General features: G+C 44.3%; 28 protein-coding genes. 23 read left to right on the plus strand and 5 right to left on the minus strand.

Annotation, left to right across the window (positions count from 1 at the left end; translation table 11 throughout):
- Positions 1-128: 128 nt before the first annotated feature.
- Genes AC3ITD_RS21565 through AC3ITD_RS21580 form a run of 4 tightly spaced genes read right to left on the minus strand, consistent with a single transcriptional unit; the run spans position 129 to position 1,432 of the window.
- On the minus strand, positions 129-692 hold the full coding sequence (locus AC3ITD_RS21565) for a PDDEXK nuclease domain-containing protein (RefSeq protein WP_489366727.1): 564 nt from the start codon (positions 690-692) through the stop codon (positions 129-131).
- Positions 693-716: 24 nt separating this feature from the next.
- Positions 717-830 carry a DUF1016 N-terminal domain-containing protein gene (locus tag AC3ITD_RS21570; RefSeq protein ID WP_489362744.1) on the minus strand — a complete coding sequence of 38 codons (114 nt, stop codon included), beginning with the start codon at positions 828-830 and terminating at the stop codon, positions 717-719.
- Complete coding sequence (locus tag AC3ITD_RS21575) at positions 827-1,144, minus strand: DUF1016 N-terminal domain-containing protein (RefSeq protein ID WP_489362745.1); 318 nt, start codon at positions 1,142-1,144, stop codon at positions 827-829. Before AC3ITD_RS21575 ends, AC3ITD_RS21570 begins: the two co-directional genes overlap by 4 nt.
- Before the next feature lie 6 nt (positions 1,145-1,150).
- Positions 1,151-1,432: a recombinase family protein gene (locus AC3ITD_RS21580; RefSeq protein ID WP_489362746.1), complete on the minus strand. Its 282-nt coding sequence runs from the start codon at positions 1,430-1,432 to the stop codon at positions 1,151-1,153.
- Positions 1,433-2,718: 1,286 nt separating this feature from the next.
- On the opposite strand from AC3ITD_RS21580, the gene AC3ITD_RS21585 reads away from it, so the two are divergent.
- From AC3ITD_RS21585 to AC3ITD_RS21695, 23 genes are all read left to right on the plus strand, one after another.
- A complete protein-coding gene (locus AC3ITD_RS21585; RefSeq protein ID WP_489362747.1) occupies positions 2,719-3,669 on the plus strand; it encodes a DUF8464 domain-containing protein in 951 nt (316 codons plus the stop codon).
- 90 nt (positions 3,670-3,759) lie between these two features.
- Positions 3,760-4,731, plus strand: a complete 972-nt coding sequence (locus AC3ITD_RS21590; protein WP_489362748.1) for a DUF8464 domain-containing protein — start codon at positions 3,760-3,762, stop codon at positions 4,729-4,731.
- Between the two features lie 86 nt (positions 4,732-4,817).
- Positions 4,818-5,438, plus strand: a complete 621-nt coding sequence (locus AC3ITD_RS21595) for a hypothetical protein (RefSeq protein ID WP_489362749.1) — start codon at positions 4,818-4,820, stop codon at positions 5,436-5,438.
- Positions 5,439-5,465: 27 nt separating this feature from the next.
- Entirely contained in the window at positions 5,466-5,780 is a 315-nt protein-coding gene (locus AC3ITD_RS21600; protein ID WP_489362750.1) for a hypothetical protein, read from the plus strand.
- Positions 5,777-6,094, plus strand: coding sequence for a DUF4134 family protein (locus AC3ITD_RS21605; protein ID WP_265800731.1), 318 nt, complete (start codon positions 5,777-5,779; stop codon positions 6,092-6,094). Before AC3ITD_RS21600 ends, AC3ITD_RS21605 begins: the two co-directional genes overlap by 4 nt.
- Before the next feature lie 13 nt (positions 6,095-6,107).
- Entirely contained in the window at positions 6,108-6,419 is a 312-nt protein-coding gene (locus AC3ITD_RS21610) for a DUF4134 domain-containing protein (protein WP_265800732.1), read from the plus strand.
- Positions 6,420-6,430: 11 nt separating this feature from the next.
- Complete coding sequence (locus AC3ITD_RS21615; RefSeq protein WP_265800733.1) at positions 6,431-6,706, plus strand: DUF4133 domain-containing protein; 276 nt, start codon at positions 6,431-6,433, stop codon at positions 6,704-6,706.
- Positions 6,703-9,138 (plus strand): TraG family conjugative transposon ATPase, encoded by a 2,436-nt coding sequence (locus AC3ITD_RS21620; protein ID WP_489362751.1) that lies wholly within the window; start codon positions 6,703-6,705, stop codon positions 9,136-9,138. Before AC3ITD_RS21615 ends, AC3ITD_RS21620 begins: the two co-directional genes overlap by 4 nt.
- Positions 9,138-9,800 (plus strand): hypothetical protein, encoded by a 663-nt coding sequence (locus AC3ITD_RS21625; protein ID WP_489362752.1) that lies wholly within the window; start codon positions 9,138-9,140, stop codon positions 9,798-9,800. Before AC3ITD_RS21620 ends, AC3ITD_RS21625 begins: the two co-directional genes overlap by 1 nt.
- Positions 9,797-10,447, plus strand: coding sequence for a hypothetical protein (locus AC3ITD_RS21630; RefSeq protein ID WP_489362753.1), 651 nt, complete (start codon positions 9,797-9,799; stop codon positions 10,445-10,447). The genes AC3ITD_RS21625 and AC3ITD_RS21630 overlap by 4 nt, the downstream gene beginning before the upstream one ends.
- Position 10,448: 1 nt before the next feature.
- On the plus strand, positions 10,449-11,117 hold the full coding sequence (locus tag AC3ITD_RS21635) for a hypothetical protein (RefSeq protein ID WP_489362754.1): 669 nt from the start codon (positions 10,449-10,451) through the stop codon (positions 11,115-11,117).
- Complete coding sequence (locus tag AC3ITD_RS21640) at positions 11,114-11,884, plus strand: hypothetical protein (protein ID WP_489362755.1); 771 nt, start codon at positions 11,114-11,116, stop codon at positions 11,882-11,884. Before AC3ITD_RS21635 ends, AC3ITD_RS21640 begins: the two co-directional genes overlap by 4 nt.
- Entirely contained in the window at positions 11,881-13,008 is a 1,128-nt protein-coding gene (locus tag AC3ITD_RS21645; RefSeq protein ID WP_489362756.1) for a TraJ family protein, read from the plus strand. The genes AC3ITD_RS21640 and AC3ITD_RS21645 overlap by 4 nt, the downstream gene beginning before the upstream one ends.
- Positions 13,005-13,628: a conjugative transposon protein TraK gene (gene traK / locus AC3ITD_RS21650; protein ID WP_489362757.1), complete on the plus strand. Its 624-nt coding sequence runs from the start codon at positions 13,005-13,007 to the stop codon at positions 13,626-13,628. Before AC3ITD_RS21645 ends, traK begins: the two co-directional genes overlap by 4 nt.
- 8 nt (positions 13,629-13,636) lie before the next feature.
- Positions 13,637-14,008, plus strand: coding sequence for a hypothetical protein (locus AC3ITD_RS21655; RefSeq protein WP_489362758.1), 372 nt, complete (start codon positions 13,637-13,639; stop codon positions 14,006-14,008).
- A 6-nt stretch (positions 14,009-14,014) separates the two neighbouring features.
- Positions 14,015-15,169, plus strand: a complete 1,155-nt coding sequence (gene traM / locus AC3ITD_RS21660) for a conjugative transposon protein TraM (protein WP_489362759.1) — start codon at positions 14,015-14,017, stop codon at positions 15,167-15,169.
- Positions 15,170-15,179: 10 nt separating this feature from the next.
- Positions 15,180-16,001 (plus strand): DUF4138 domain-containing protein, encoded by an 822-nt coding sequence (locus tag AC3ITD_RS21665; protein WP_489362760.1) that lies wholly within the window; start codon positions 15,180-15,182, stop codon positions 15,999-16,001.
- Between the two features lie 12 nt (positions 16,002-16,013).
- Positions 16,014-17,990, plus strand: coding sequence for a type IV secretory system conjugative DNA transfer family protein (locus AC3ITD_RS21670; protein WP_489362761.1), 1,977 nt, complete (start codon positions 16,014-16,016; stop codon positions 17,988-17,990).
- An 11-nt stretch (positions 17,991-18,001) separates the two neighbouring features.
- On the plus strand, positions 18,002-18,418 hold the full coding sequence (locus tag AC3ITD_RS21675) for a hypothetical protein (RefSeq protein ID WP_489362762.1): 417 nt from the start codon (positions 18,002-18,004) through the stop codon (positions 18,416-18,418).
- Entirely contained in the window at positions 18,415-19,056 is a 642-nt protein-coding gene (locus AC3ITD_RS21680) for a M23 family metallopeptidase (RefSeq protein WP_489362763.1), read from the plus strand. Before AC3ITD_RS21675 ends, AC3ITD_RS21680 begins: the two co-directional genes overlap by 4 nt.
- Positions 19,046-20,233 carry an ArdC family protein gene (locus AC3ITD_RS21685; RefSeq protein ID WP_489362764.1) on the plus strand — a complete coding sequence of 396 codons (1,188 nt, stop codon included), beginning with the start codon at positions 19,046-19,048 and terminating at the stop codon, positions 20,231-20,233. The genes AC3ITD_RS21680 and AC3ITD_RS21685 overlap by 11 nt, the downstream gene beginning before the upstream one ends.
- Positions 20,234-21,016, plus strand: a complete 783-nt coding sequence (locus tag AC3ITD_RS21690; protein ID WP_489362765.1) for a DUF4099 domain-containing protein — start codon at positions 20,234-20,236, stop codon at positions 21,014-21,016.
- Positions 21,017-21,029: 13 nt separating this feature from the next.
- Entirely contained in the window at positions 21,030-21,854 is an 825-nt protein-coding gene (locus AC3ITD_RS21695; RefSeq protein ID WP_489362766.1) for a hypothetical protein, read from the plus strand.
- Positions 21,855-22,251: 397 nt separating this feature from the next.
- Here AC3ITD_RS21695 and AC3ITD_RS21700 read toward each other — a convergent pair whose 3' ends face one another.
- Positions 22,252-22,554: a Type 1 glutamine amidotransferase-like domain-containing protein gene (locus AC3ITD_RS21700; RefSeq protein ID WP_489362767.1), complete on the minus strand. Its 303-nt coding sequence runs from the start codon at positions 22,552-22,554 to the stop codon at positions 22,252-22,254.
- Between the last annotated feature and the right edge of the window lie 86 nt (positions 22,555-22,640).

Below are 22,640 nucleotides of genomic sequence, written 5' to 3' on the forward strand. Positions count from 1 at the left end.
TCCTGAATTCAACTTAGGTATATTTACGATTAAATATTGGAACTCGCCGAGATATCGGCTGAAGCAATATCTTGGAGCCATTTTTTTTGCTTGATAATAATTTAATTTTATCATGTTGATGCGGGCTATCAGTTCTCACTATTTAGCTGATCTTCAATTACTTTTCTTAATTCATCTTTATTGGGTAAATACAACTGGTATTTTTGTACAAACAATTGTGAGGAGATATTGTGCATTGCGTATTGTATAACCAATTCATCTTTTTCTTTTGCCAAGATAATGCCAATAGGAGGGTTATCGCTCTCTGTGTTTTCTTCACTTTCAAAATAGCCTGAGTACATATTCATTTGTCCTACATCCTGGTAACTAGCTTCCTCTCTTTTTAAATCTATTAGAACAAAACACTTTAAAATACGATGATAAAATACTAAGTCTACATAGTGATTTCTATTGCCTAATGTTATTCGGTATTGCCTTCCAATGAAAGCAAACCCTTTGCCCAGCTCTAATAGAAAACTTTGTAAATGGGTTATTAATCGTTGCTCTAGATCGGTTTCAGATAAATGATAGGGCTCAGCTATTTTTAGAAATTCGAACACATAAACATCTTTTAAAATATCGGTTGGTTGCGCTATAGGTTGTCCTTCTTGTGCAAGTTTTAAAATTTCTTTTTTATTTTTTGATGATGCCAGACGTAGATATAATGAACTTTTTTTTTAGCGAATTAACTCAGTGCTACTCCAATTTTCGGATATTGCTTGTTGTTGGTAGAAACTTCGTTCTAAGGGATCATTTATTTTTACCAGTTCGCAAACATGTGTCCAACTCAATTTGTGAGGAAGCTCCTCACAAATTGGAAAACATATACATAAACCAACCTCATATAATTGAGGTTACTACGACTAAAGCCTTTCCCATGTAAACTATGAAGATCTTTAGATAAATTCTCAAGGAGACCTTTACCATAAGTCGCTTTTGCTTTTCCTCCTTGTTCAAACTCAATAATGTTGCGCCCAATTTGCCAATAAGTCAGCAGGAGCTCACTATTTACTACTCTCAAAGCTGTAATTTTACCATTGGTATAGGTATTAGAAATAGATTCTATTAAGCTATTGTATTCTCTATTTATGATTGGAGTATTCATCTTTTCCTATTTCTTCTGCATTTTTTTTATTTTCTCATTAGTATGGGTATCCAGAATCTTGGCATATCGGTAAAATGTTGCTCTTGTTAATTGAAGTCCCTTGTAAATCTCCTCTGGAGTTTTATCTAAATCCTTATAAACAGAGCGCATAACCAGTAATTTGGATATGGTATCTTTGGTAAAACCTTTTGGTCTACCACCCATTCTTCCTCTTGCCCTTGCAGATTCTAAACCGGCTTTCGTTCTCTCTCTAATTAATTCTCTTTCATATTCCGCTAGTGAAGCCATTATATTTAAAAAAAGCCTAGGTATTAATGCCAAAATTATACACTTGCATAGCTTTAGTTTGATAGACAACAAGTTAGTCTGTAATTGTTTTGCCTAGCTATATTTTTGTTATTAAGTCATTTAGGTTCATATCCCGCTCATATACAGGCCAATTCAGCCCATTTCAGTCCAAAAATTTCAAAGTTCTTCTTCCATTAATAGGTTTGTCTAAAGAAAATTAGCTAGCTCATTTTTCGCTGCTAGGCAGATACGGATCTATCCGGGCGCAGCATAAGCTGCTTTCAGCCATGGTCTTTGGGATCTTTGACATTTGGGAATAAAGCATTATTCTGCGAGGAGCGGAAAATCCTGCGAAGCTGAGATTATTTCAATATGGCGAAAGCGCAGGGGCAGGCGAGGGCCCGGTCCGTATGGATTGACGTGAGTAATTCCGAATTACCTTTTTGGAGCACATGGTTTGTTTGTGTTTTGGTTAAGGTGTATGGGCTGAAAGGCCCTTTTTTTGTGCCTTAAATTCCGGATCCGTTAAGGTTCTTTCTTTTTAGTTTCTTTAATATGGGGAGCCAGGTTAATATGGATGAGGTATTGTTTTTTTATTGGCAAGATGTTTCGTACCTGACAGCCCCCCCCTTATTCTTTGGATGGATCCGCTCGGTATAAAAGGTAAAGGAAACTCGCAACTCTTTTCCATTTTTTGAAGTTTTAAAGCAGTTCATTTAGGATCTTTTACATATGAAATAGATGGGTGGACCGCCATTAGTTTTGGGGGAAGGGATCAAAAACAATATGTCTAATTAACCCAAAGGAAAGTTTGACCTGGTTTCTGCTAGTGGGAGGTTCTTCCGAGATGGAAAAAAGCGAATCCGACCTAAAAGAAGTCGCTCTTGGATGGTGAAAGGATGCCGGTGGACAATGGTCCGGATGTTAAAGTCCTGGAGTTTTCCTGGGGTCTGTGTGCAAAATTTATCAGCTTGCACGATATGCTAAGATCTTAAATAGGATGAACTGCTTTCAGCTTTAGTGATGGAGCGGCTTTGGCTTTAGCTCGGAAAACAATGAGGTCAAAATCGATCTTGAGCGATTGATGAGAAAGCTTATCAGGTTTTGTGAAGCTTTGAGCAAATGCTAAAAAGTGAAAGCGTACTGGTGGACGATGGGTCCGGTTTGTAAAACCCGACCTTGGTATTTCCAAATTATACTATAGATAGAGGCTTTTCTCTGAGACTTCTACCTCGAGGAGCGTTAAGGCCCTTATTCATTTTATGAATTTCTAAAACCAAAACAATATGTCAGCTTTTTTAAACGTGAACGAGATCAAGGAGAAGGTATCTCTTCTTGGACTTTTGAAGAATCTGGGCTTTACGCCCCAGAAAATTTCCGGTGGAGAGCATTTCTTTCTCAGCATGCTGCGTGAAGAATATACCGCCTCGTTATGTATCAATGACAAACTTGGTGTCTGGTTCGACTATGCAGGGGCCGGGGTATCGGGCATAAAAAGCGGAAGCATAATCGATTTCGGCCTGGCTTATTGGTATCCCTCAACCTTTCCGGAGGTTTTAAGAAAAATTGTAGAATATGCGCAGCTGGACCTGAGTAAACCACACAACGGCGTTGTTCTAGGAAAACGTAAACATCCGCTTGAAAAAAACCGCGAATATCAGGTCATGACGGTTTCTGAAGCAATAGATAATGAAGCCATTGACGCTTACCTCAAAGCAAGGGGAATAGCTGAAGTTGCTGAGGGCTATTTATATGAACTTCATTATGCTGTTATGGATAACAGACAGCCGGGAAAGAATTATTTTGCATCCGCATGGCCCAACGAAAACGGAGGGTGGGAGTTAAGGAACAAATACGTCAAAGGCTGCATTGGGTACAAGGGCATGACCTTCCTCCAGGGATCAGTTGACCGACTTAGCGTGTTCGCAGGTTATTTTGATTTTTTAAGCTGGAAGCTGGAACATCCCCGGGACCCAGCATCTATACTGGTATTGAACTCGCTTTCATTTCTTCAGGCGGCAAAGGCAAGATCCAAACACTTCCGATGGGTCGAGCTTTATTTCGATCAGGATAACGCGGGTATTTCGGCTACCCGGGATTTTACCAGGGAAGTAAGCAATAGTGCGGACTGCTCCTTCAATTATGAGGGCTTCAAAAACTACAATGAAAAACTAATGGCAGATTTGACTACAACCAATTTAGCTAAAGGAGGGCTTTTGACTTCAATGGTCTCTTAAAAGGTCAACGATACATCAGCACCGATATCAGTTTCTAAAACATCCGCCTTTTTTTAATCCCGATGGCTAACGGATTTAATCAAGATTTTTATGAATGAAAACAGATTTGATTTAGAACAGATCCGAAATGCATACCCGCTAAGTTCCTTTCTTCACCAGCTCGGCCAGCAGCCTAAGCGCTATTCGGGAGGTGAACACTTTTATCACTCTATGCTCCGGGACGGGGATAGAAATCCATCATTCTGTGTAAATGACAAACTGGGTTTTTGGTATGATCATGGTCTGGGCAAAGGGGGAACAATTTTCGACCTGGGCAAAGCGCTATGGCCCACGCTTGACTTTAAGGATGTCGTGGAAAAGATTCTGGCAACTATGGGATCCGCTCACCAGAACCATTTACCTCTACAGCCAAAACCCGCGCAGCTTGAAATTCCATTGCGCCACCCAAGTTACATCGTTCACGAAGACCTTGCCCTTGGTGGGAATAAGCAGATCAAAGCCTATCTCCAGTCCAGAGGCGTATATGATCAAAGTTCTCCTTTAAGAGAACTTTATTATTCAATAAAGCCGGAAGGAAAAACAAGGATGTCCTTTGCAGCAGCAGGCTGGAAAAATGATCTGGGAGGATGGGAGGTGAGGAGTAGCGGATTTAAAGGATGCCTGGGCAATAAAGGGGTAAATTTTATTGCCGGAAATGAGAATAAGGTCAGCTTTTTTGAAGGGATGATGGACTTTTTGAGCTGGAAAGTACAATCTGGTGCTCAAGGATCTGCCGCAATTATACTCAATTCAGTCTCGCTGCTTTCTTCTGGAATCAAGCTGGCCAGGCACTTTCCCATTATTGATATTTATTTTGATCATGATCTGGCCGGACAAAACGCGACTGCTGCTTTAAAAGAGCAATTCCCATGGGCAGTAGACCGCTCGGTAGTTTATGCCGGATATAATGATTTCAATGAGTACCATCAATCTCAGCTGAAAGCAAGGGGGCTCCCGGAATGCAAATTGCAAAGCAAGGATATGAACGGGTCAGTTGATGAAACCAAATTTTTAAGCCGATGAAAAGTGAAGCTCAAAGGAGAATCTGCCGGCTATGCTTCCAGGCTAGCAGGGTTCTGCAACGCTAAAGCCTAAAAAAAAACAAAACTATGAACATTGCATTTTCCAACCTAAAGGGCGGCTGCGGCAGTACGACCCTGGTTTTACTCATGGCGCATTATTTGGCCAGCTTAAATAAAACCGTGTATCTGATCGATCTCACTCATGAGCGTTCGCTAGAAATACTACACCAGAAATCTTTGCTGCTGGAAGAAAAACTGCCTTTTGAATTTTTTTCCTCCGACCTTTCCAAAGCACTACTGCTGATCAATAGGCTCTCCAAGGGAGATGTGGTGTTACTTTTTGATCTGCCCAAGTTATCAGAAGATCAGCATTATCTAAGGATATTCACGCAGATCAATACCTTTATCATCCCCTTTACCTATGGCACGCTCGGCATTAGCGCTGCTGTTCGGTATGCATTGATCGCCTCTAAACTTGCAAAACACGCTAACACCATTTTTCTGCCTAATGGACAGGGTGAAAATATCACAGGTGAACATAGCGCCTCTGCACAGGAGTTACTGAGAAAATTAGGAAAGCTGTCAGCACCCTTAAGTTTTCATCTGGGGCTAAAAAGCCTGGAAAGCCTGAGCATCCCGGCTCAAATTCTTTTTGATTTCTGGGCTCCCCTGGGACTTCTTTGCGATCAGTACCTACAGGTGAATTAATTCGCTAACCTTAATAATCCATCACTAATGAACTGGACAACCTTTCTTATTTATCTCCTTGGCGCATATGGTTTATATTACCTGGTCAACGTCCTGCTGGATCTGCTTATCAGATCTCCGGGGGATGCTAAAGCTAAGCCTTTCCCGGTTTACCAGATCCAAACGGAGCCCGAGCCAATAGATGCCTCCATGATTCCCCAAGAAGAATCCTATACCCCTGAAGAAGCTCAGGTGCTTTCCTCCGGAGCGCTAGAAGTTACAGGTGCTGTAAAATTAGACGAGCTGATCAAGGAGGCGCAGGCGGAAGCCATCGAATGCACAAAGAAAATCATGCACTCATGAAAATCACTTCCAGGCAGATCTGCACAATGCTCGGTATTCTTATTCTGTGCAGCGCTTCAGGGATACTAAGAGCCCAGGTCCCGGGAATCCCCGAATTTTATCAGGCGAGTGCTGAAATTCGAAACCACTATTTTTCTTTTAGTGATCTGGCCTTTGTGATCGGGGCGATCACTGGGCTACTGGGCGGCTTACGTGTTTTCGCCAACTGGCAATCGGGAAGGCATCATATTGATGCTCAGGTGACGGGCTGGTTATATTCCTGCCTCTTTTTAAATCTCTGCGGGATATTTCTCCGCGGATTATTCAGATTATAAAAATCAAAAAAACATGAAAAAAAACTCAAAATTATCAATTGCCTTATTAATAGGCATACTCGCGGGTGCCAAGGCATCTGCTCAGACCGGCGGAGGCACCACCGGAATCAATGCTGCAACCTCTACCCTTACCAGTTACATCGATCCGGTATCTACCCTGACTTTGGCCATCGGGGCTGTCGTGGGGATCATTGGTGGCATTATGGTGTATATCAAGTGGAATTCCGGAGACCGGGATATCAGTAAAGAGGTCATGAGCTGGGGCGGATCGTGCATCTTTTTGGTACTGGTGTCTGTGGTGATTAAAGCATTTTTTGGCGTATAAACCATATGCCTATGGAACGTTACCCCATTTACAAAGGCCTGGAACAGCCCTTAAGTTATAAAGGGCTAAAGGGAAAATTCATTGGTTGGGGAATAGCCTCACTAGGCTCAGGATTATTTTTTGGCGGACTCATCGGTGCGTTATCGAGCATGTATCTGGGGTTTTTGCTGAGCATTTTACTCTCGGGTGGACTTTTCAGCTATACCCTGTACCGTCAGAAAGGCGGATTATACAATAAAACAAAGACCAGTGGTTTATTCATACACCAAAACAGACTTCGATTATGAAAACCCATGTTTTTGAGTTGCCTTATCTTGGATACGGCAATTTTGAAGGCGTTGACATGCTCTACACCTCAGCCGGGGATTATTCAGTAGTCATTCAGATTGAAAATCCTGTTTTGGTGCTCAGTGCGGATGAAAGGGGATACCAGGATTTTCAGGAGCTGCTGATGAAAATCATAAAGGTGATCGGGGAGGGTCATCTTTTACAAAAACAGGATGTGTTCATATCCAGGAACTTTCAGTCCCCACCAAGCGGGGAATATCTTCAAAAAGCATATAATGCACACTTTGAAGGTCGACCATTCATCGAAATGAGAACTTATCTGGTTCTTACCAAAGTGGTAGACAGGGGAAGATTTTATGTTTTTGATGAAAAATTACTCCACAGTTTTTCCACCTCAGTCTCCAAAATATTTGATCTTTTACAGCAGGCAGGAAGAGATCCCATGATATTGAAAAAGGCGGAGATTGACCGTTATCTACAACAATGCCTCTGCATGGATTTTAGCGGAAACCTTGGCGTAAAAAACAATATCCTTAGCGCAGATCATCAGTTGGAGATCGGAGAAAAGTCGGTTCGCTGTTTATCCCTGATTGACAGCGATGTGATGGATTTACCTGCTGCGCTATCTCCATATCAGAAAAAAAGCGATGGTAAGTCCATGCGGGATTTTCCCATGGACAACCTTTCCTTCCTTCACCAGGTACCGGGAATTGAGTGCATGATTTATAACCAGGTCATTTCCATTCCCTCCCAGCGGGGCATTATCTCCTCGCTCACCCTAAAGCAAAAGCGGCATGCAGGTATTCCTGATCCTGCTAACCGCCTTTGCGAGCAGGATATCGCGCAATTGCTTTCCGAGGTAGCAAGGGATAATCAGCTTTTAGTTCATGCTCATTTTAACTGCATGCTCTGCAGCAAGGGCCAGGGGCTTCAGCAGGCTGTAAATTTCGTAGAGTCTTCTCTTTTTTCACTGGGCATTATTCCCAGCAGAAACGCCTACAATCAGCTTGAGCTCTTCAGGGCATCATTACCGGCGAATGCATCTGCCTTAAAAAAGTATGACCTGGCGCTGCTCAGCGCCAAAGCTGCAGCCTGCCTGTTTTTCAAAGAAAGGCAGTCAAGGAGCGAAGATTCCAGATTTTTAATCCGCTTCACCGACAGGCGGGGAATTCCCATCAACATCGACCCTGCAGACCTGCCGATGAGCAGCGGAAGAATTTCCAACCGATCTAAGTTTGTTCTGGGCGGATCAGGCTCAGGAAAGTCTTTTTTCATGAACAGCCTGGTGGAACAGTACCTGCTTTATAATATGGATGTGGTGATCGTGGATACCGGGCATTCCTATAGCGGACTTTGTGCCTACTATAAGGGAAGGTATCTGACCTACTCTGAACAGGAGCCGATAACGATGAATCCCTTTGCCTTTAAAGCATCGGAATATAATATCGAAAAGCGCGATTTTTTAAAGACACTTATCTTTCTGCTTCTAAAGGGGGTAAATGGCGAGGTATCAGCGGTAGAGGACAGCATCATTTCCAGCGTCATCTCTTCCTTTTATGCCCTTCATTTTAGCGCAGGTGAGGCAAAGAGCGAACTCAACTTTGATGCTTTTTATTTTTATTCCATTCAGAGGATACGCGAAATCTGCGCCAAGGATCATGTCGGTTTTGATGTGGATGCTTACCGCTTTGTGCTCAGGAAGTTTTGTCTGGGTGAAGAATTTGGTCTGCTGCTGAACCTGGCTACAGATTCTTCACTGTTGGAAGAAAAGCTCATTGTTTTTGAGATTGATGCGATCCGTGAACATAAGGTGCTTTTTCCTATCGTCACGCTGATTATCATGGATGTTTTTCTGCAAAAAATGAGACTCAGGGATCATCAGCGCAAGGCGCTGATTTTGGAAGAAGCCTGGAAAGCGATCGCATCTGAACTAATGGCCTCTTATCTGGTATACATGTATAAAACGGTGAGAAAGTTTTATGGCGAGGCGATCGTAGTAACCCAGGAACTCGAAGACATCATTTCCAGTCCAACAGTCAAAAACAGCATTATCGCCAATTCCGATACCATCTGTCTGCTTGACCAGGGCAAATTCCGGGATGACTATACCAAAGTCGCTGCGCTGCTGTCTTTAAATGAAACCGAACAGAAAAAAATCTTTACCATCAATTCCCTGGATAATAAGTCTGCCCGCTCAAGGTTCAAGGAAGTTTACATCAAACGGGGCAGCACCGGAGAGGTGTATGGGGTGGAGGTTTCGCTCAGGCAGTACATGACTTTTTCTACCGAGAAGCCTGAAAAGCGAGCGCTTGAATTTTACTTAGCGCATCATGGAAACTATCAGGATGCGCTGGATGCTTTTATTTTGGATCTGGAAGGATCAGGCCTTTCTTTAAATGAATTTATCAACCAAGTCAATAGCCATTCGTGATGAAAAAACTACTTTATGCACTTCTTTTTAGCAGTATCCCAACTTTGCTCAGCGCCCAGATCTATGTAGATCCGAGCACGTCTGCGGCAATGGCCAGCCATTCGGTTCTGATCAATTCCCAGTTGAACAGCAGCAATGAAAAGCTCACCCTGCTGCAACGTGCGCAGCTGAGCGTTGCAGCGGAACTTGCGATCGCCAATGATCTGCAGAGCAGGATATACCGCGGGCTTACCGAGGTATCATCAGCGCTAAGCAGTCTGCTGGCCGTGAAAGATATTTACGAAATCACCGAGGATATTTTTCTCGATGGGAAAAAAGCAATGAATATTGCAGCGAAAAATCCTGCATTGCTTCTTTTTGCACAGCAGGGAGCCGAAGAATTTCATGCCAGGGCGCTGCGCCTGTCAGCTGAGGTAAGCGGTTTTGTACTCCATGGATCCAAAGATAATCTCATGGATGCGGGTGAACGCTCCCGGATGCTTGCAAAGATTGTAACTGAGCTTTCTATTCTTCGGGGCGTGATTTACGGAATTTACAGGGGCATGTACTGGGCATCGGTGCGCGGATTCTGGAATTCGGTAAATCCCTATTCGGGATTTATAAACGTAGATAAGCGAATTGCCGATGAGGTGCTTTCCAAAAGTAAACTTATCAAAAAATGAAGTCGGCGGGATTTATGTTTTTGCTGATGGCAATCAGCTGTTCCTGCTTTTCGCAGGTGAATGTTGCCCTGCTTCATCAGCTCATTGATAACAGCCGCTCAGAGCATTCCCGCCAGAGCGAACTGCGCGATAAGCAAGGGTTGTCCGCGGCAATTGAGCAGAGCAATAATCTTCAGCAGGGATGGCTGAAGACCACTTACCGCAACAACGCAAAACGGTTTTCGGCCATCGGACTCACTATTGATGCTGTTCAGATCGGGCAGGAAGCGCTTCCGTTGATTTCCAAAATCGCTGCTGACCAGAGAACGGTTTTATTGCTCTGCGCGGATGACCCGCTGCTGATCGTTCTTGCCATGGAAACCCAGGTAGATCTTGTAGATCGGTCCGTTAAACTGCTGAACTACCTGTACGGAATTTCTCTGAGTATAGGGCAGATCAATGCCATGGAGCGAGCTGACCGGCGTATTCTTTCGGGCTTTGTGGTGAGCGAGCTGAGGACTGTTTCGCTCATGCTGTCCGGATTAAGCACTACCCTGAAATCTGCAAGGAAAAAACTCCGTTCCCGCGGGCCTGTATTTTCTGATACCGGCAAAAAGGAAAGGCAATTGATCGATCAGATTCTCTCCCGGATAAAGCAACTCAAATAATATGAGACATTTATGGACACTACTGGTCTTCCCATTGCTTTTGGGAAAATCCAGCTGCGCACAAACGGTGGTTTTTGATAAAGATCACTTCGCTATTGTGAATGAAAACGGCTTTGCACGGATATCTTCGGAAATGATGATGCAGGTCAAAATCGATGAGATGAATCAAAGTCTTAAAAACATTAAAATCAATACCTCGGCGCTGGTTTTGAGCCAACAGCTCATTTACCGCTCGCTCACCCAGGTTGATCAGGGCCTCAAAACTGCGCTGGCGGTAAAAGAGATCTCTGCTTTGAGTGGTGAAATCTTTTCCGCCTCGCAGGAGATGATCGGTTTTGCCTCCCGGCATCCTCATCTTTTACTTTTCGCAGAGCAGGTTTCTTCTCAGTTAAAAGACAGGGGACTCAGGCTGGTAAAGGAAGTATCCCAGCTGGCATTAAAGGAGGGCGAAAATTTACTGCTGAATTTTGAAAGGCGTGATGCACTTATAAAAAAGATTTCACTTGAATTAAAGCTTATCCGGGCTTTGGTCTTTTCCCTGCACAAGACCATGTTCTGGGCTGCCCAGCGCTCTTTTATTATGCAGATCAACCCCTTTAAGGATTTTGTCAATACCGATCGAAGGCTCGCGGGGCAAATTATTTTAAACTATAAAACGCTAAAAAAATGAAATTAACAATTTTGTGTTTAACCCTGTTTTCACTCAACCTGGGTTTGAACGCCCAGATGAAAATCCGCGACGGTGCGATCATCAATCAGCAGGAGCGGATGGTATTCAAATCATGGGACCGAAACAAGTTTACCCCTACCTCGAGTTTTTTAGGCCTCAATCCGCTTTACTGGATGACCTGGGGGCTTCATCCCAATTATCCAAAGCAGGATCTCAGGCCGCTGGGTCCTGTAGGGCCGCAGACCATGCGCTTAGCACTGGCAATCGCTACGGGTGTTTCAACGCAGGCTTATAAAAAGCATTCCGATACCCTCGCCCAGACCTCAGCGGCGAATTATGCGGCCTATTCACCTTCGCTATCCGATCTTGACCCATTGTGGTCCCTGTATTATTCGGGCGAATTTTCCGCCTTTTCCGCTGATTATACCAAAAGGTTTCGCGGCCTTGGCCCCAGGGAAATCGCCTACCTGAATTCCAGCGGGTTAAGCTTGTGGTATGATGAGCAGTATGCCTCTTTGTCCGAGCGCCTTTCCCTTGCCAGAAGTCTGCCTATGGAAAGGGGATCCAGAATCCTTTCCTATCACCGGCTATTACTGGAATACCGAAAGCTCCGGGCAGCCTGGGAGGATAAAAAAAGCCATTGCAGAAGCTATCTGAATCTCTCCGTTGCTAAAGAAAAGGTGAAAACAAGAGAAACTGCCATAAGCCAAACCGCTAAAAGCGATATCGAAATAGCAAACAAAATTCTTAAAAATTCGAAATTATGAGCTTACTGAATTTTTCCAAAATGGTGCCCATACTCCAGGTTGAGGTTCCGGGATCTTTCAAGGATACCTTCAATTTTCTGCAGGGCAATGGGGTGTATGAGGAAGGGATGATGCACTTTTTAAAGGGTATGAAGGAAACCATCTGGACCCATTACGATGTGTTCCTGGCCGATGCGCAGGCCTTATGCGCGATATTGATGCTGATTTACTTTGCCATTATCTGTTACGGGATGATTTCGGGAGATAAAAAACTGGAAGTGATGCCCTTACTGCGTCCCTTTGGGCTGGTGATGGTTATTTTGTGGTGGCCAGCTTTCACTAAAGTTATCGCCTATCCCGGAGCATTGGTAGAAAACCGCACCGAACAGCTTTTTGATGGCAGTCAAAGCCATATCAATGACCTTCGAATGCAGCGGGCAAAGCTGATGGTGGATGTGTCCGATGCACTTTTTAAGCTCCAGGCCAGTACCGAAATTGCGAAAAGCGAAGCGGATACCTGGTATGAAAATGCGTGGGAATCTGTAAAGAGTTCGGTAAAGGAAGGCTTTTCCCAGGTCTGGAATCCGGTAGTGGAAATGCGCAACCGCCTGCAGGTGGGCCTTCAGCTATTGGCCAGCTCGCTTTTGGAAACCATGGCCATCTGGATTTTAAGGATCAGCGTCTATGTGATTTTTATTGTGCAGATCATCTTTTCAACCATCCTGATCATCCTCGGGCCTTTCTCGGTAGCGGCAAGTATTCTGCCCGCTTTCCGGCAGTCTTTCACCGAATGGATCGCAAGGTTTGTTTCGGTAAGCCTGTATTCAGGGATTGCTTATCTGGTCATGTATGTCGCATCCCTTTTTCAGCAGTATGCGCTGGAAGCTGAGATTCTGCGCTATAGCGAACTGCTCAGCGGAGAGGGAGAGAGCATTGAAAAATTGAGCTGGTTTGCCGCCAACGGGGTACTCTCCTTTGGAATGGTGATCATTACCTTTATCATTGGCGCGATCACCATGTTTACCGTTCCGAGTATTTCTACCTGGATTGTGAGCACTTCAGGGGTAAGTTCAGCGGCGAGCGCAATGGGCAGCGGCGCCACCAGAATCAGCAGTATGGCCACTAGCGCAGTAGGGGGGATATGATGATTGTAAAAAACATAGAAGAAAAGATTCGCCTGGCGACCAGGCTGTCGCTTTTAAGCTTCATCCTGGCTTTCGCCATTTGCTTTACGGTAAGCATCTATGCCTACCGGCAGGTTTCGGATTCCAGAAAATCCATCTATGTACTGCAGGACGGAAACAGCCCGGTACTGGCCAGGAGAACAGATCTTGAAATTAACAGGGGAGCGGAATACAGGGCACATATTGCCAGGTTTCATTCTCTTTTTTTTTCCTTGATACCCGATGAGAATTTCATTGAGTCCCAGATGCGCCAGGCGATGTATCTCATTGATGAAAGCGGCGCGCAGCAGTACAACAACTTAAAAGAAAGAAATTTTTTCAGTTCGGTTCTTTCCTCCTCCGCGGTGCTTACCATTCATATGGATTCGATCACTTTGGATGAAAAAAAAGGATATTTTAAGTATTATGCTACCCAGCGCATCGACCGCAGAAGCGCAGTTACCCTGCGCTCACTGGTCACAGAAGGCCACTTGCGGGATCTGCCTTCCAGATCAGAAAATAATCCACATGCGGTGCTGATCACTTCCTGGAAAACCCTGGAAAATACCGACAGGTCCACCGTAGAGAAAAACCCATTATAGTTTAGCTTATGAAAGACAACATTTTTTCTTCTGCTTTTAGCAGCGCTCTTGCCTCGCGCCTGCATTTTGTTGGAAAATATCTAACGCTTGCTGCAAGACGGTATCCCAGAAGTATTGTTACGGGCATGATTCTACTGATGGTCTTATCTGCAGCGCTGAGTTTTACACTCATGCGGGCCGGGGAACCCTCCACATCTTTTTCTGCAAAGATCGCTCAATATCCCGGAACTCCTCCCAAGATAAGTCCAAGTGCACTACTCGAGGTGTTAGCCTTACAGTCCGAGCTTAAATCATTCGCTGATAAAGATGAGCCAGGCCCCCTGGACAGTCTCCGGATGGCGCAGATTTTAAAAAGAATCCAGCAACTCAATCAAAATTGACCACAAATGAAATCCATAAACCTTAAGCAGCCCCGCTACGTAATCCCATTGATCTGTCTGCCTTTTATATTACTGCTATTTTATGTCTTCCGGATTTATACGGCGGGTCAAAGTGTGGCTTCTGATGATCCCGCCCTGCAAAGCGAAATCTCTGCAGTTGCCCCAGCGGTTTCCGGTAAAGCGATAGAAGATAAGCTACAGGCTTATAAGCAGCGATATAAAAAAGGCGATGGCTATACCGCTTTAGCTACTATTGATCCAGAGGGTCTCCCGCTAGAGGAGCAGGGATCCCTTTACAACCAAAAAGAGAAGCAGATGCTTGATTCTATCAGTGCGGCCTTAAAATCCCAGAAGCAGCGTTACATGGCGCCGGATCTGCAAGAGCGGACCGGTTATCGGCAGCGCCAAGCCATCACAGGTGCTGAAAAGCTAAACCAGGTTTTCTCCCCGCTTGGTACCAAAGAATACAAACCAGTTCCTTCCTCAGACCCGATGAGGATTTTTCGGCAGCAGATGGCTATTGTGGACAGTATGAATAAAGCTGCTGTTTCTTCAGCTTCTGCGACATCTTCCCCTGTAAAATCAAAAAACAAAGCCATTCCGGCAGACACGACCAGGCCGCTACAGGTGAAGTTATCAACGGGGTTATCCATAGATCCATACACGATCAGGGCCGAAGAGAACAAGGGAACTTTTATCCAGGCCATGATCGGCGAATCGCTTACCGGATTTTCCGGATCCAGGGTGAGCGTTCGCCTTGCCAGTCCGGTAAGGGTGGGAAGCAGAGAAATCAAAGCGGGAACCACCATCTATGCGATCATCAGCGGCTTTGCTTCCCAAAGGGTGAATCTGAGTATTTCTTCCATTTTTTATCAGGGGGAGATATTGCCCGTAAAGCTTGAAGTATATGATATGGACGGAATAAAGGGGGTTTATATTCCTTCTTCTATTTACCGGGAATTCAGCAGGGAACTTTCCAGTAGCGCAGTTTCGGGCATCGCCATGGATTCTTCTTCTGAAAAGAACCAACAGATCATGAGCCTGCTCGGCAGGATGTTTCAATCCACTACCGGGGCGCTCAATAAACTCATCCGATCAAACAAGGCCCGTATCCGTTATCCCTCAATGCTTTACCTGGTCGATCAATCCAATCACAAATAATACTTATCTGATGAAAAATCTAACAATATTTCTTGTTGCCCATCTTTTGCTGCTGAGCTATTATAGCCATGGCCAGAACATCAAAACGCTTCCTGTGCTTTGGCTCGGCCCATCGGCATCTATTCACCTCAGGTCTCCAGAGCCCATCAGCTATGTGGATCTGCCCATAGGCATGTTAAGCGGAGATTTGCCATTAAAAAACCTGCTGCGTTTGCGACTGGATAAAAGTTTTACCCCTTCTGACAGAAAAAATCTTGGGGTACTTACCCTTACCGGAGAGCATTTTTTAGCGCAGTACCAGCTCATCTATTCAGATTCTCCCGAACTTACCCATCCCACCCAGGTTGAGATATTGCCCAAAGACATGGTGCCGATTTTGCCATCCGATCAGTCTCTCTCTACTCCCCAGATGAAGCAAAAGGCGCTTGCGCTATTTTCCGGAAAGGTAAAAAAACCAATTCTTCAGCGCTTCTCACAGGGAATCGGTTTGCAGCTTAACCGGATCGCTAGCGCAGGAGATCATATTTTTTTAGATCTCACTCTGACCAATGATACTCATATTGGCTATCAGATCGAGCAGGTCAGTTTTACCATCGAGGATAAAAAGGTATCCCGATCCACAAACTTTCAACAGTTTTCAATGCTCCCCAAGTTCGTGTTAAACCCTGCTGATCACTTTGATAAAAGCCATAGGAACATTTATGTGTTACCAAAGGCCGTTTTTTCTCCCTCTAAACAGCTCGTAGTTACTGTCAGTGAAAAGCAGCCCAGTTCCCGTCAGGTCTGTTTAGCATTATCCTATGGCAAGCTGCTGGGAGCAGACAGTTTTTAAGCGGCCAGATCTATGGAAGAAAGAACAGAGCTTCAGGGACTGCACCGCTTCATGCAGTTCAGCATCTATTTATTTGTATCTCTGGATATCGCCTACTTTATCATCCTGCCCGCATTGACTTTTTCAGGCGAACGTAGTGAACTGGCTATTTTAAACCTGCACCGAGGTTTAAGCCGCTTATTGATCTATCAGAAGCCCCTTTATAGCCGGTTATTTATTATGCTGCTTGTTCTTTTAACCTCATTAGGGACGCTAAGTAAAAAAAGCCGCGAACTTTCAGCGAAAAAGCACATTGTTATTCCCTTATCGGTTTCCTTGATCCTACTTTTTTCAAGCCTGTTATTTTATTCCCTTCAGCCGTTTGTATGGCTGAGTATAATCATAAAACCATGGGTATTTTATGTGCTGTTACTGTTAGCGGGTACCATTATTTTTCACCTTGCCCTGGATAATATCTCAAAGATTATTTCCTCTAAACTCGGGAAAGATATCTGGAACAGGGAAGGAGAATCTTTTAAACAGGAAGAAAATAAAAGCAGGATTCCTCTATCGGTAAGTATTCCTATGCTTTATTATTATAAAAAAAAGGTCAGAAAGGGATTCATCAATATCGAAAACATTTTTCGGGGCACTTTACTCATCGGCACCCCTGGTTCAGGGAAATCCTTTGGCGTGGTCATGCCGTTCATTCGTGAGTTGATAGATAACCGGTTTTGCATATGCTTATACGATTTTAAGTTTCCCGATTTGGCAAGCCTTGCTTACCTGCGCTACCTGAATAACAGGGCCAAGGGGGTAAATATGGATTTTCATGTGATTAACCTCAATCAAGTCGAAATGAGCCGGCGGATCAATGTTTTTAACTCCGGGTACATCAAGACCCTCGCTGATGCGGCAGAAACAGCTGAGGCGCTGGTTGAGGCATTAAAAAAAGGAGATAAGTCCGGGGGAAGCGATCAGTTTTTCACCCAGAGCGCTGTTAATTTTCTAGCAGCGTGTATTTATTTTTTTGCCAGGCTGGAAGGCGGAAAATATTCTACCCTACCCCATGTGCTTTCCTTTTTAAACTGCACCTATCAGCAGATATTTGACTGTCTGACCAGTAATGAGGAGCTCTCCTCGCTGCTTTCCCCTTTTATGAGCGCCTACCGCGCAAAAGCTTTTGACCAGCTAGAAGGGCAGGTGGGAACCCTTAAAATATTTATTTCCCGCATGGCGACCCTGGAGACCTTCTGGGTTTTTTCCGGGGATGATTTTTCGCTCAAGATCAGTGACCCTGAGCACCCCTCGATTTTGGTCCTTGCAAATGATCCCGCCACCCAGAATATCAACTCTACCTGTTATTCCGTTGTTCTTAACCGGCTTACCCGGTTAATCAATTCCAAGGGCAACCTGCCCAGTGCACTGATACTCGATGAGCTTCCGACCATTTTTGTCCACCGGATTGAAAATCTGATTGCGACCGCCAGGTCAAATAAAGTGGCGGTATTGATGGGGTTGCAGGAACTTCCCCAATTCCACCAGCATTATGGAAAGGAAGTAGCCAACACCATCTGCTCGGTGGTAGGAAACGTCCTTTCAGGCTCTGTAAGAAGTAAGGAAACGCTGGACTGGCTGGAAAAACTCTTTGGAAGGGTAAAGCAGGAGTCTGAAAGTCTGTCCATTGACCGGTCCAAATTATCGATATCGTTGTCTGAACGTTTAGAAAATCTGATTCCTTCAGGAAAAATAGCTGCCCTTTCAACTGGAGAAATGGTAGGGATTTTAGCCAGGGAGCCCAACGAAAATTATGCGAAAGCATACGAACCCTCAGTCATTAACTGTAAAATTAATCTTGATCTGAAAGCAGTCGCGGCTGAAGAGGCATCCTATCTACCACTTCCTGTATTCTACGATTTTAAGGGAAATAAAATGAAGGTACTTTCTGAAAACTTCAAAAAAATCAATAACGAAATCAAACTTATCACAGGGAGGTTTCTAAAAAGTTAAACCAATAAATTATGAAAGATGAATTAAACGGTTCGCTGATCATTGTTATCGATCGGCAGAACCCTGGCGCAGCTGCGCGCATAGGGCTTATGGGCGAGATAAACATTGACCAGAATAGCGCCCATGTGAGTTTTGGTGATCTTCACAGAGAAATTGTAGATGTCAATGATATACGTCTTTTAAAAGACCGGTCGAGTTTATATCGTCACTTACTGTCCAGCACAGCTGACATTGATCTTGGGGATTTCAAAACACTTTTCAAAATCAATATGCTGCAGGACCGTGGGGATCCGGCTTCGATTTTGGAAGCTTATCATTTATTAAAAAACAATCCCAGTGCTGTAGACAGCGCAACTGATATCCTTTCAGATTTCCAACGCTCCAAACAGCCGCTAAATCCTGAAGCGCTTAAAGCATTCTCAAGATGAACGGTACTGTAGTCTGTAGCGCTATGCTGCTTTTCCTTTGCCATATCACCTCCTCAGCAGTAGCGCAGTTTTGCTTGCCATTAGCCCATATCAGGATCACAAGCTCGTACGGACTTCGATGCCATCCGGTATCAAACCAGATCAAGCATCATTATGGAACTGATTTTAGGGCGAGGTACGAACCTGTATTCGCAGTAATGGAGGGCAGGGTGATTGCAAGTGGAGAGCATGAAATTTTGGGCAAGTTTATCAGAATCAAACATGGCGTTCTTGAAACTGTATACGGCCATTTATCTAAGCTGTTGGTAGGCCCCGGCTGCCTGGTCGAAAGCGGGGATCAGATCGGGGTGAGCGGAAATAGCGGCAGAACTACCGCCCCACATCTTCATTTTGCCATGCGTCTTCTGGGAAAGACAATTGATCCGGTAGCTGTAATCACAAAAATAATCCATTCCCAATTTATCCCAATCATGAAAGAAAAGCAAGTCATTCAAGAGGATCAGCTGAGTTTGCCTGCATTATTAATGCTACTTACCGATCATAATAAAGTCCTGTTATCTCCCGCCCAGGCGGAAGAATATGGCAGTGGAGTCGCTGATGAGTTACCTGACCTTGAGGAGGAAGACAATGGAAAATAAAAACCTTCCCTTGCATGTCCAGGTCGCAAATTCGCTTATCGAGCAGCTCAAAAAAGGTACAGTGCCCTGGCTTAAGCCCTGGAGCGGCGAGGGGATACCCTTACCCATGCTTCCCTATAATGTGCAAAGCGGAAACCGTTACAGAGGAATTAATGCGATAAACTTAATGATTTCCGGTAGAGAAGATCCCAGGTGGCTTACCTTTAAGCAGGCAGAGGCAATAGATGCTAAAATAAACAGGGGAGAAAAAGGCACACTCATACAGTTCATCAAAACCCATCAGCAGAAAACCCTGAGGGATGATAAGGGTAAGATCATCTATGATGAACTCGGGCAGCCGCTGATGGAAAAAACGCAGCTTGCCAGACCCATCGTTTCCAGTGCATGGGTATTCAACGCTGAGCAGACTACAGGTCTTCCCGCACTATCCCATGATCCTAAAAAAGAAGTCGCCTGGGATCCTATTGAAAGAGCCGAGGCGCTCATCCAGGCCAGCGGCGCGGATATCAGCCACCGCTATATCGATAACGCCTTTTATAATATTCGCTATGACAGTATAACCCTTCCCGAGCGGGCACAGTTTGCAAACGCGCAGGGCTATTATGCTACCGCGCTCCATGAGCTTGCCCATTGGACCGGGCATCCGGACAGACTGGACCGCGCCACGCTGATGAATAGTGGAATGATTGCCTATAGCAAAGAAGAGCTTAGAGCAGAAATTGCCTCTATGTTCATAGCAGGTGAGCTGGGCATCGGTCATGATACCGGTCAGCATGCCGCGTACGTGGAAAGCTGGGTGTCGATATTGGAAGATACTCCTTTTGAAATCCATTCTGCGGCGATGGATGCAGAAAAAATATTTGATTTTTTGATGAATATTGAACGTAAACGCGAGATCGAAGCCTCGCCGGATCTTGAAGTCTCTTTTTTTGACCAGCGGCCAAAAAATTTTCTATCTACAGGAGACCAGATTTCCTACAGAGATTGCATCTACAGGGTCGAGGGTCACTTGAAGCAGGGCCGGCTCCGTATGGAACAGCTGCCTTCCGGACTCCATTTTACCCTTTCTTCTTCTGATCCGCTTTACCGTTCGCTTCTTGATCAAAAGCTATCCCTGCGCCAGGATAGAACTATAGATCCGGCGCAAGTAAACAGTTCATTAACCAATAAAAGATAAATGATGACTACATTATTTGATATCAAGGATTTACCCTTGTCCCAGTTCAAGGATTTAGGGCTTTATCACGACAAGCAGCTATTGCTCGGTCCCGAAGAAATTCACGCGCTTTTGAACGGAAGGCGAACCGATCTGATTTCCCTTAGCGGGCTAAAAGGCGAAGGGTTTGAAATAGAAAGGCTCGATGCCAGGTTGTCTCTTCAGCGTGAGGATAGCGGAGAACTCTCCTTAATGATCCATCCCATTTATAAAGTTGCACGTGAGCATCCTTTGCTTACTGCTGGAGAAATGGATGATTTAATCAATGGAAGAAAGGATTTTGTTGGCAGACGCATTGAAAAGGAAGAGGGGAGATGGGCCATGTACAACATCGAATATGATCCCGTTACAAGGGATTTTGTAGGCTATGATGTTTCCAAAGTGCAAACTCCTGATCGGATCAATGGAATGCTGCTGAGTGAGGAAGAAAAGTCTGCTTTTAAAAGGGGCGAACTCATTGAGCTTACCGATGGGACAAGGGTGCAGCACAGGGCATCAGATCCAAATGGAATTCGCAGTGACCGGAAGGCCCTGGTGCTTTCGGTATTACTTGATGGAGGAATCAGTTACCTTTTAATTCGTGGCATACAATCGTTAAGAGATGGAGCCATTCAGGCTAATCACCGCACTCCTGCATTCAATCAGGCACTTGGAGAAATGGAAGGTGCTAAAAAGATTGATCAGCAAGCCCTTCAGCCTGATACAACTCAACATCTCGGTCCAAGAAAAATGACGCGTCATTAATCAACTATCAGTTATGAATCAAAATAATCTAGAATACCTGCAAAAGAGCCTTGACTATTTAGGTTTTGGCACTAAACTAAACGCGGCACTTGAAAATGCTATCTCGAAAGGAGAACAGTTTTTTTCCATCGGAATCAATCAGCGTTATATCCCCGCGGAATTCCGGTCTCAGGTGGAAAAAAAGTTTGATGATATGCATTTTGAGCTAAAATTTAACCGCTCTAAAAACGGTGAAGTTTACTTTCTGAATGCAATGGAAACTTCACTTTTGCGTTATAATGCCACTGAACCCATCGTGAAAAAGTTTGTGCTGGATCAGCAGAACAGAATGAGCGCGCTTCAATCTTATAAACTGCTTTGCGGACTTTCTTTCGAAAAGCCAACATTGATTTTGGATACCGACGACCCCGGGTCAAAGCAATATAAAAAGATAGACTTATGGTATAAGCTCAATTTCAATGCTGTTGACAAGCTTGGCGAACATCCCATCAAATGGTTCTTTCCTAAACATGGTTACGATCTTGAGCAATCTTTCAGCAGGTTTCCCTTTCTAGATCTAACTGACAATGATTTGCGGGAATCTGCTATCAAAGCTTTACGGTATGGAAATTTGATTAGCCTTCCCATGGAAATTGACGGGAAAAGGCAAGAGGTTTACATCTCGGCAGAGCCGGAAGATAAAACGCTGAATATTTATGATCAAAAGATGCAAAGTATTCATCCTGATTTGATTTTTGCTGAAAAAATCCGTCCGGTTTCCCCGCAGGCCGAGCGTTCGATGACCGGTGAACAGGAACATCAACAAGGGTCCGGGGAAACTCGTTACGTTAGGCGATAGTTTTATGCTGAAGAAAAAATGAGCCTTCACTCCGTTAATATTTTCTTGCATTACTTTGAACTTTGGAAGAAGTTGACTGATGTCTTTTTGATGAAGAAATCCCTTAACCGTCCGGATGTCAAATAGCTTAAACATATCATGTTAATTCCTTGCCTTTTCCTGCTAAATACACAAAATTCCATTGCCTGCAGCAATTTATAACTTCTATATTTTGGTTAATTTATTTCACAGAGAATAAGGAGCTGATGCAACAATTTAACATTATAGTAGGCTGCCAGGATCTATTTCATAGGGATGTTTTCCGTGCTCGCAAATCCTGGTTTGTCTAGAGTTTCTACCGTAATTATCACCAATCTTTCGAATCCAGTTCCCTTCACCTGGTCCGGCCACTTTTTGATTATTCGGATAAAAAACTCAGCAACTCTGGCTCCCCTTGTTTCACCATTGTGTTTTGAATCAGGATTTGGATCAAGATAATAGGGTTGATATGGAATGGGACCAGGCACAGGCAATCGAACAAAGCGGGATAAACAATCAGCATTTCGTTGGTGGTTTTCATATTGATCCCGCCAATATTGCTGCCATCGCTGCCTGCTAAACAAGGTTTTCCATTTTGGATATTTGTTTGAGCACATTCATTACCAAATTCATGTAAATCTCTCACCAAAAGAAAGTATTTCCCCCAGTTGTAGAATGCCATTTTGCCTGGTCGTGGCTTTTGCCTTGTTATCCAATTCGTGCAAGCCTTTTAGTTAATTTCTATTTCATCAAAAAACTCAATTAACC

This window comes from Pedobacter sp. KH_004 (assembly GCF_057840755.1).

Excerpts from the sequence above, each read along its gene's own strand:
- AC3ITD_RS21575 (WP_489362745.1), bottom strand. The coding sequence starts at position 1,144 with ATGAATACTCCAATCATAAATAGAGAATACAATAGCTTAATAGAATCT.
- AC3ITD_RS21580 (WP_489362746.1), bottom strand. The coding sequence starts at position 1,432 with ATGGCTTCACTAGCGGAATATGAAAGAGAATTAATTAGAGAGAGAACG.
- AC3ITD_RS21585 (WP_489362747.1), top strand. The coding sequence starts at position 2,719 with ATGTCAGCTTTTTTAAACGTGAACGAGATCAAGGAGAAGGTATCTCTT.
- AC3ITD_RS21590 (WP_489362748.1), top strand. The coding sequence starts at position 3,760 with ATGAATGAAAACAGATTTGATTTAGAACAGATCCGAAATGCATACCCG.
- AC3ITD_RS21595 (WP_489362749.1), top strand. The coding sequence starts at position 4,818 with ATGAACATTGCATTTTCCAACCTAAAGGGCGGCTGCGGCAGTACGACC.
- AC3ITD_RS21600 (WP_489362750.1), top strand. The coding sequence starts at position 5,466 with ATGAACTGGACAACCTTTCTTATTTATCTCCTTGGCGCATATGGTTTA.
- AC3ITD_RS21605 (WP_265800731.1), top strand. The coding sequence starts at position 5,777 with ATGAAAATCACTTCCAGGCAGATCTGCACAATGCTCGGTATTCTTATT.
- AC3ITD_RS21610 (WP_265800732.1), top strand. The coding sequence starts at position 6,108 with ATGAAAAAAAACTCAAAATTATCAATTGCCTTATTAATAGGCATACTC.
- AC3ITD_RS21615 (WP_265800733.1), top strand. The coding sequence starts at position 6,431 with ATGGAACGTTACCCCATTTACAAAGGCCTGGAACAGCCCTTAAGTTAT.
- AC3ITD_RS21620 (WP_489362751.1), top strand. The coding sequence starts at position 6,703 with ATGAAAACCCATGTTTTTGAGTTGCCTTATCTTGGATACGGCAATTTT.
- AC3ITD_RS21625 (WP_489362752.1), top strand. The coding sequence starts at position 9,138 with ATGAAAAAACTACTTTATGCACTTCTTTTTAGCAGTATCCCAACTTTG.
- AC3ITD_RS21630 (WP_489362753.1), top strand. The coding sequence starts at position 9,797 with ATGAAGTCGGCGGGATTTATGTTTTTGCTGATGGCAATCAGCTGTTCC.
- AC3ITD_RS21635 (WP_489362754.1), top strand. The coding sequence starts at position 10,449 with ATGAGACATTTATGGACACTACTGGTCTTCCCATTGCTTTTGGGAAAA.
- AC3ITD_RS21640 (WP_489362755.1), top strand. The coding sequence starts at position 11,114 with ATGAAATTAACAATTTTGTGTTTAACCCTGTTTTCACTCAACCTGGGT.
- AC3ITD_RS21645 (WP_489362756.1), top strand. The coding sequence starts at position 11,881 with ATGAGCTTACTGAATTTTTCCAAAATGGTGCCCATACTCCAGGTTGAG.
- traK (WP_489362757.1), top strand. The coding sequence starts at position 13,005 with ATGATGATTGTAAAAAACATAGAAGAAAAGATTCGCCTGGCGACCAGG.
- AC3ITD_RS21655 (WP_489362758.1), top strand. The coding sequence starts at position 13,637 with ATGAAAGACAACATTTTTTCTTCTGCTTTTAGCAGCGCTCTTGCCTCG.
- traM (WP_489362759.1), top strand. The coding sequence starts at position 14,015 with ATGAAATCCATAAACCTTAAGCAGCCCCGCTACGTAATCCCATTGATC.
- AC3ITD_RS21665 (WP_489362760.1), top strand. The coding sequence starts at position 15,180 with ATGAAAAATCTAACAATATTTCTTGTTGCCCATCTTTTGCTGCTGAGC.
- AC3ITD_RS21670 (WP_489362761.1), top strand. The coding sequence starts at position 16,014 with ATGGAAGAAAGAACAGAGCTTCAGGGACTGCACCGCTTCATGCAGTTC.
- AC3ITD_RS21675 (WP_489362762.1), top strand. The coding sequence starts at position 18,002 with ATGAAAGATGAATTAAACGGTTCGCTGATCATTGTTATCGATCGGCAG.
- AC3ITD_RS21680 (WP_489362763.1), top strand. The coding sequence starts at position 18,415 with ATGAACGGTACTGTAGTCTGTAGCGCTATGCTGCTTTTCCTTTGCCAT.
- AC3ITD_RS21685 (WP_489362764.1), top strand. The coding sequence starts at position 19,046 with ATGGAAAATAAAAACCTTCCCTTGCATGTCCAGGTCGCAAATTCGCTT.
- AC3ITD_RS21690 (WP_489362765.1), top strand. The coding sequence starts at position 20,234 with ATGATGACTACATTATTTGATATCAAGGATTTACCCTTGTCCCAGTTC.
- AC3ITD_RS21695 (WP_489362766.1), top strand. The coding sequence starts at position 21,030 with ATGAATCAAAATAATCTAGAATACCTGCAAAAGAGCCTTGACTATTTA.
- AC3ITD_RS21700 (WP_489362767.1), bottom strand. The coding sequence starts at position 22,554 with ATGGCATTCTACAACTGGGGGAAATACTTTCTTTTGGTGAGAGATTTA.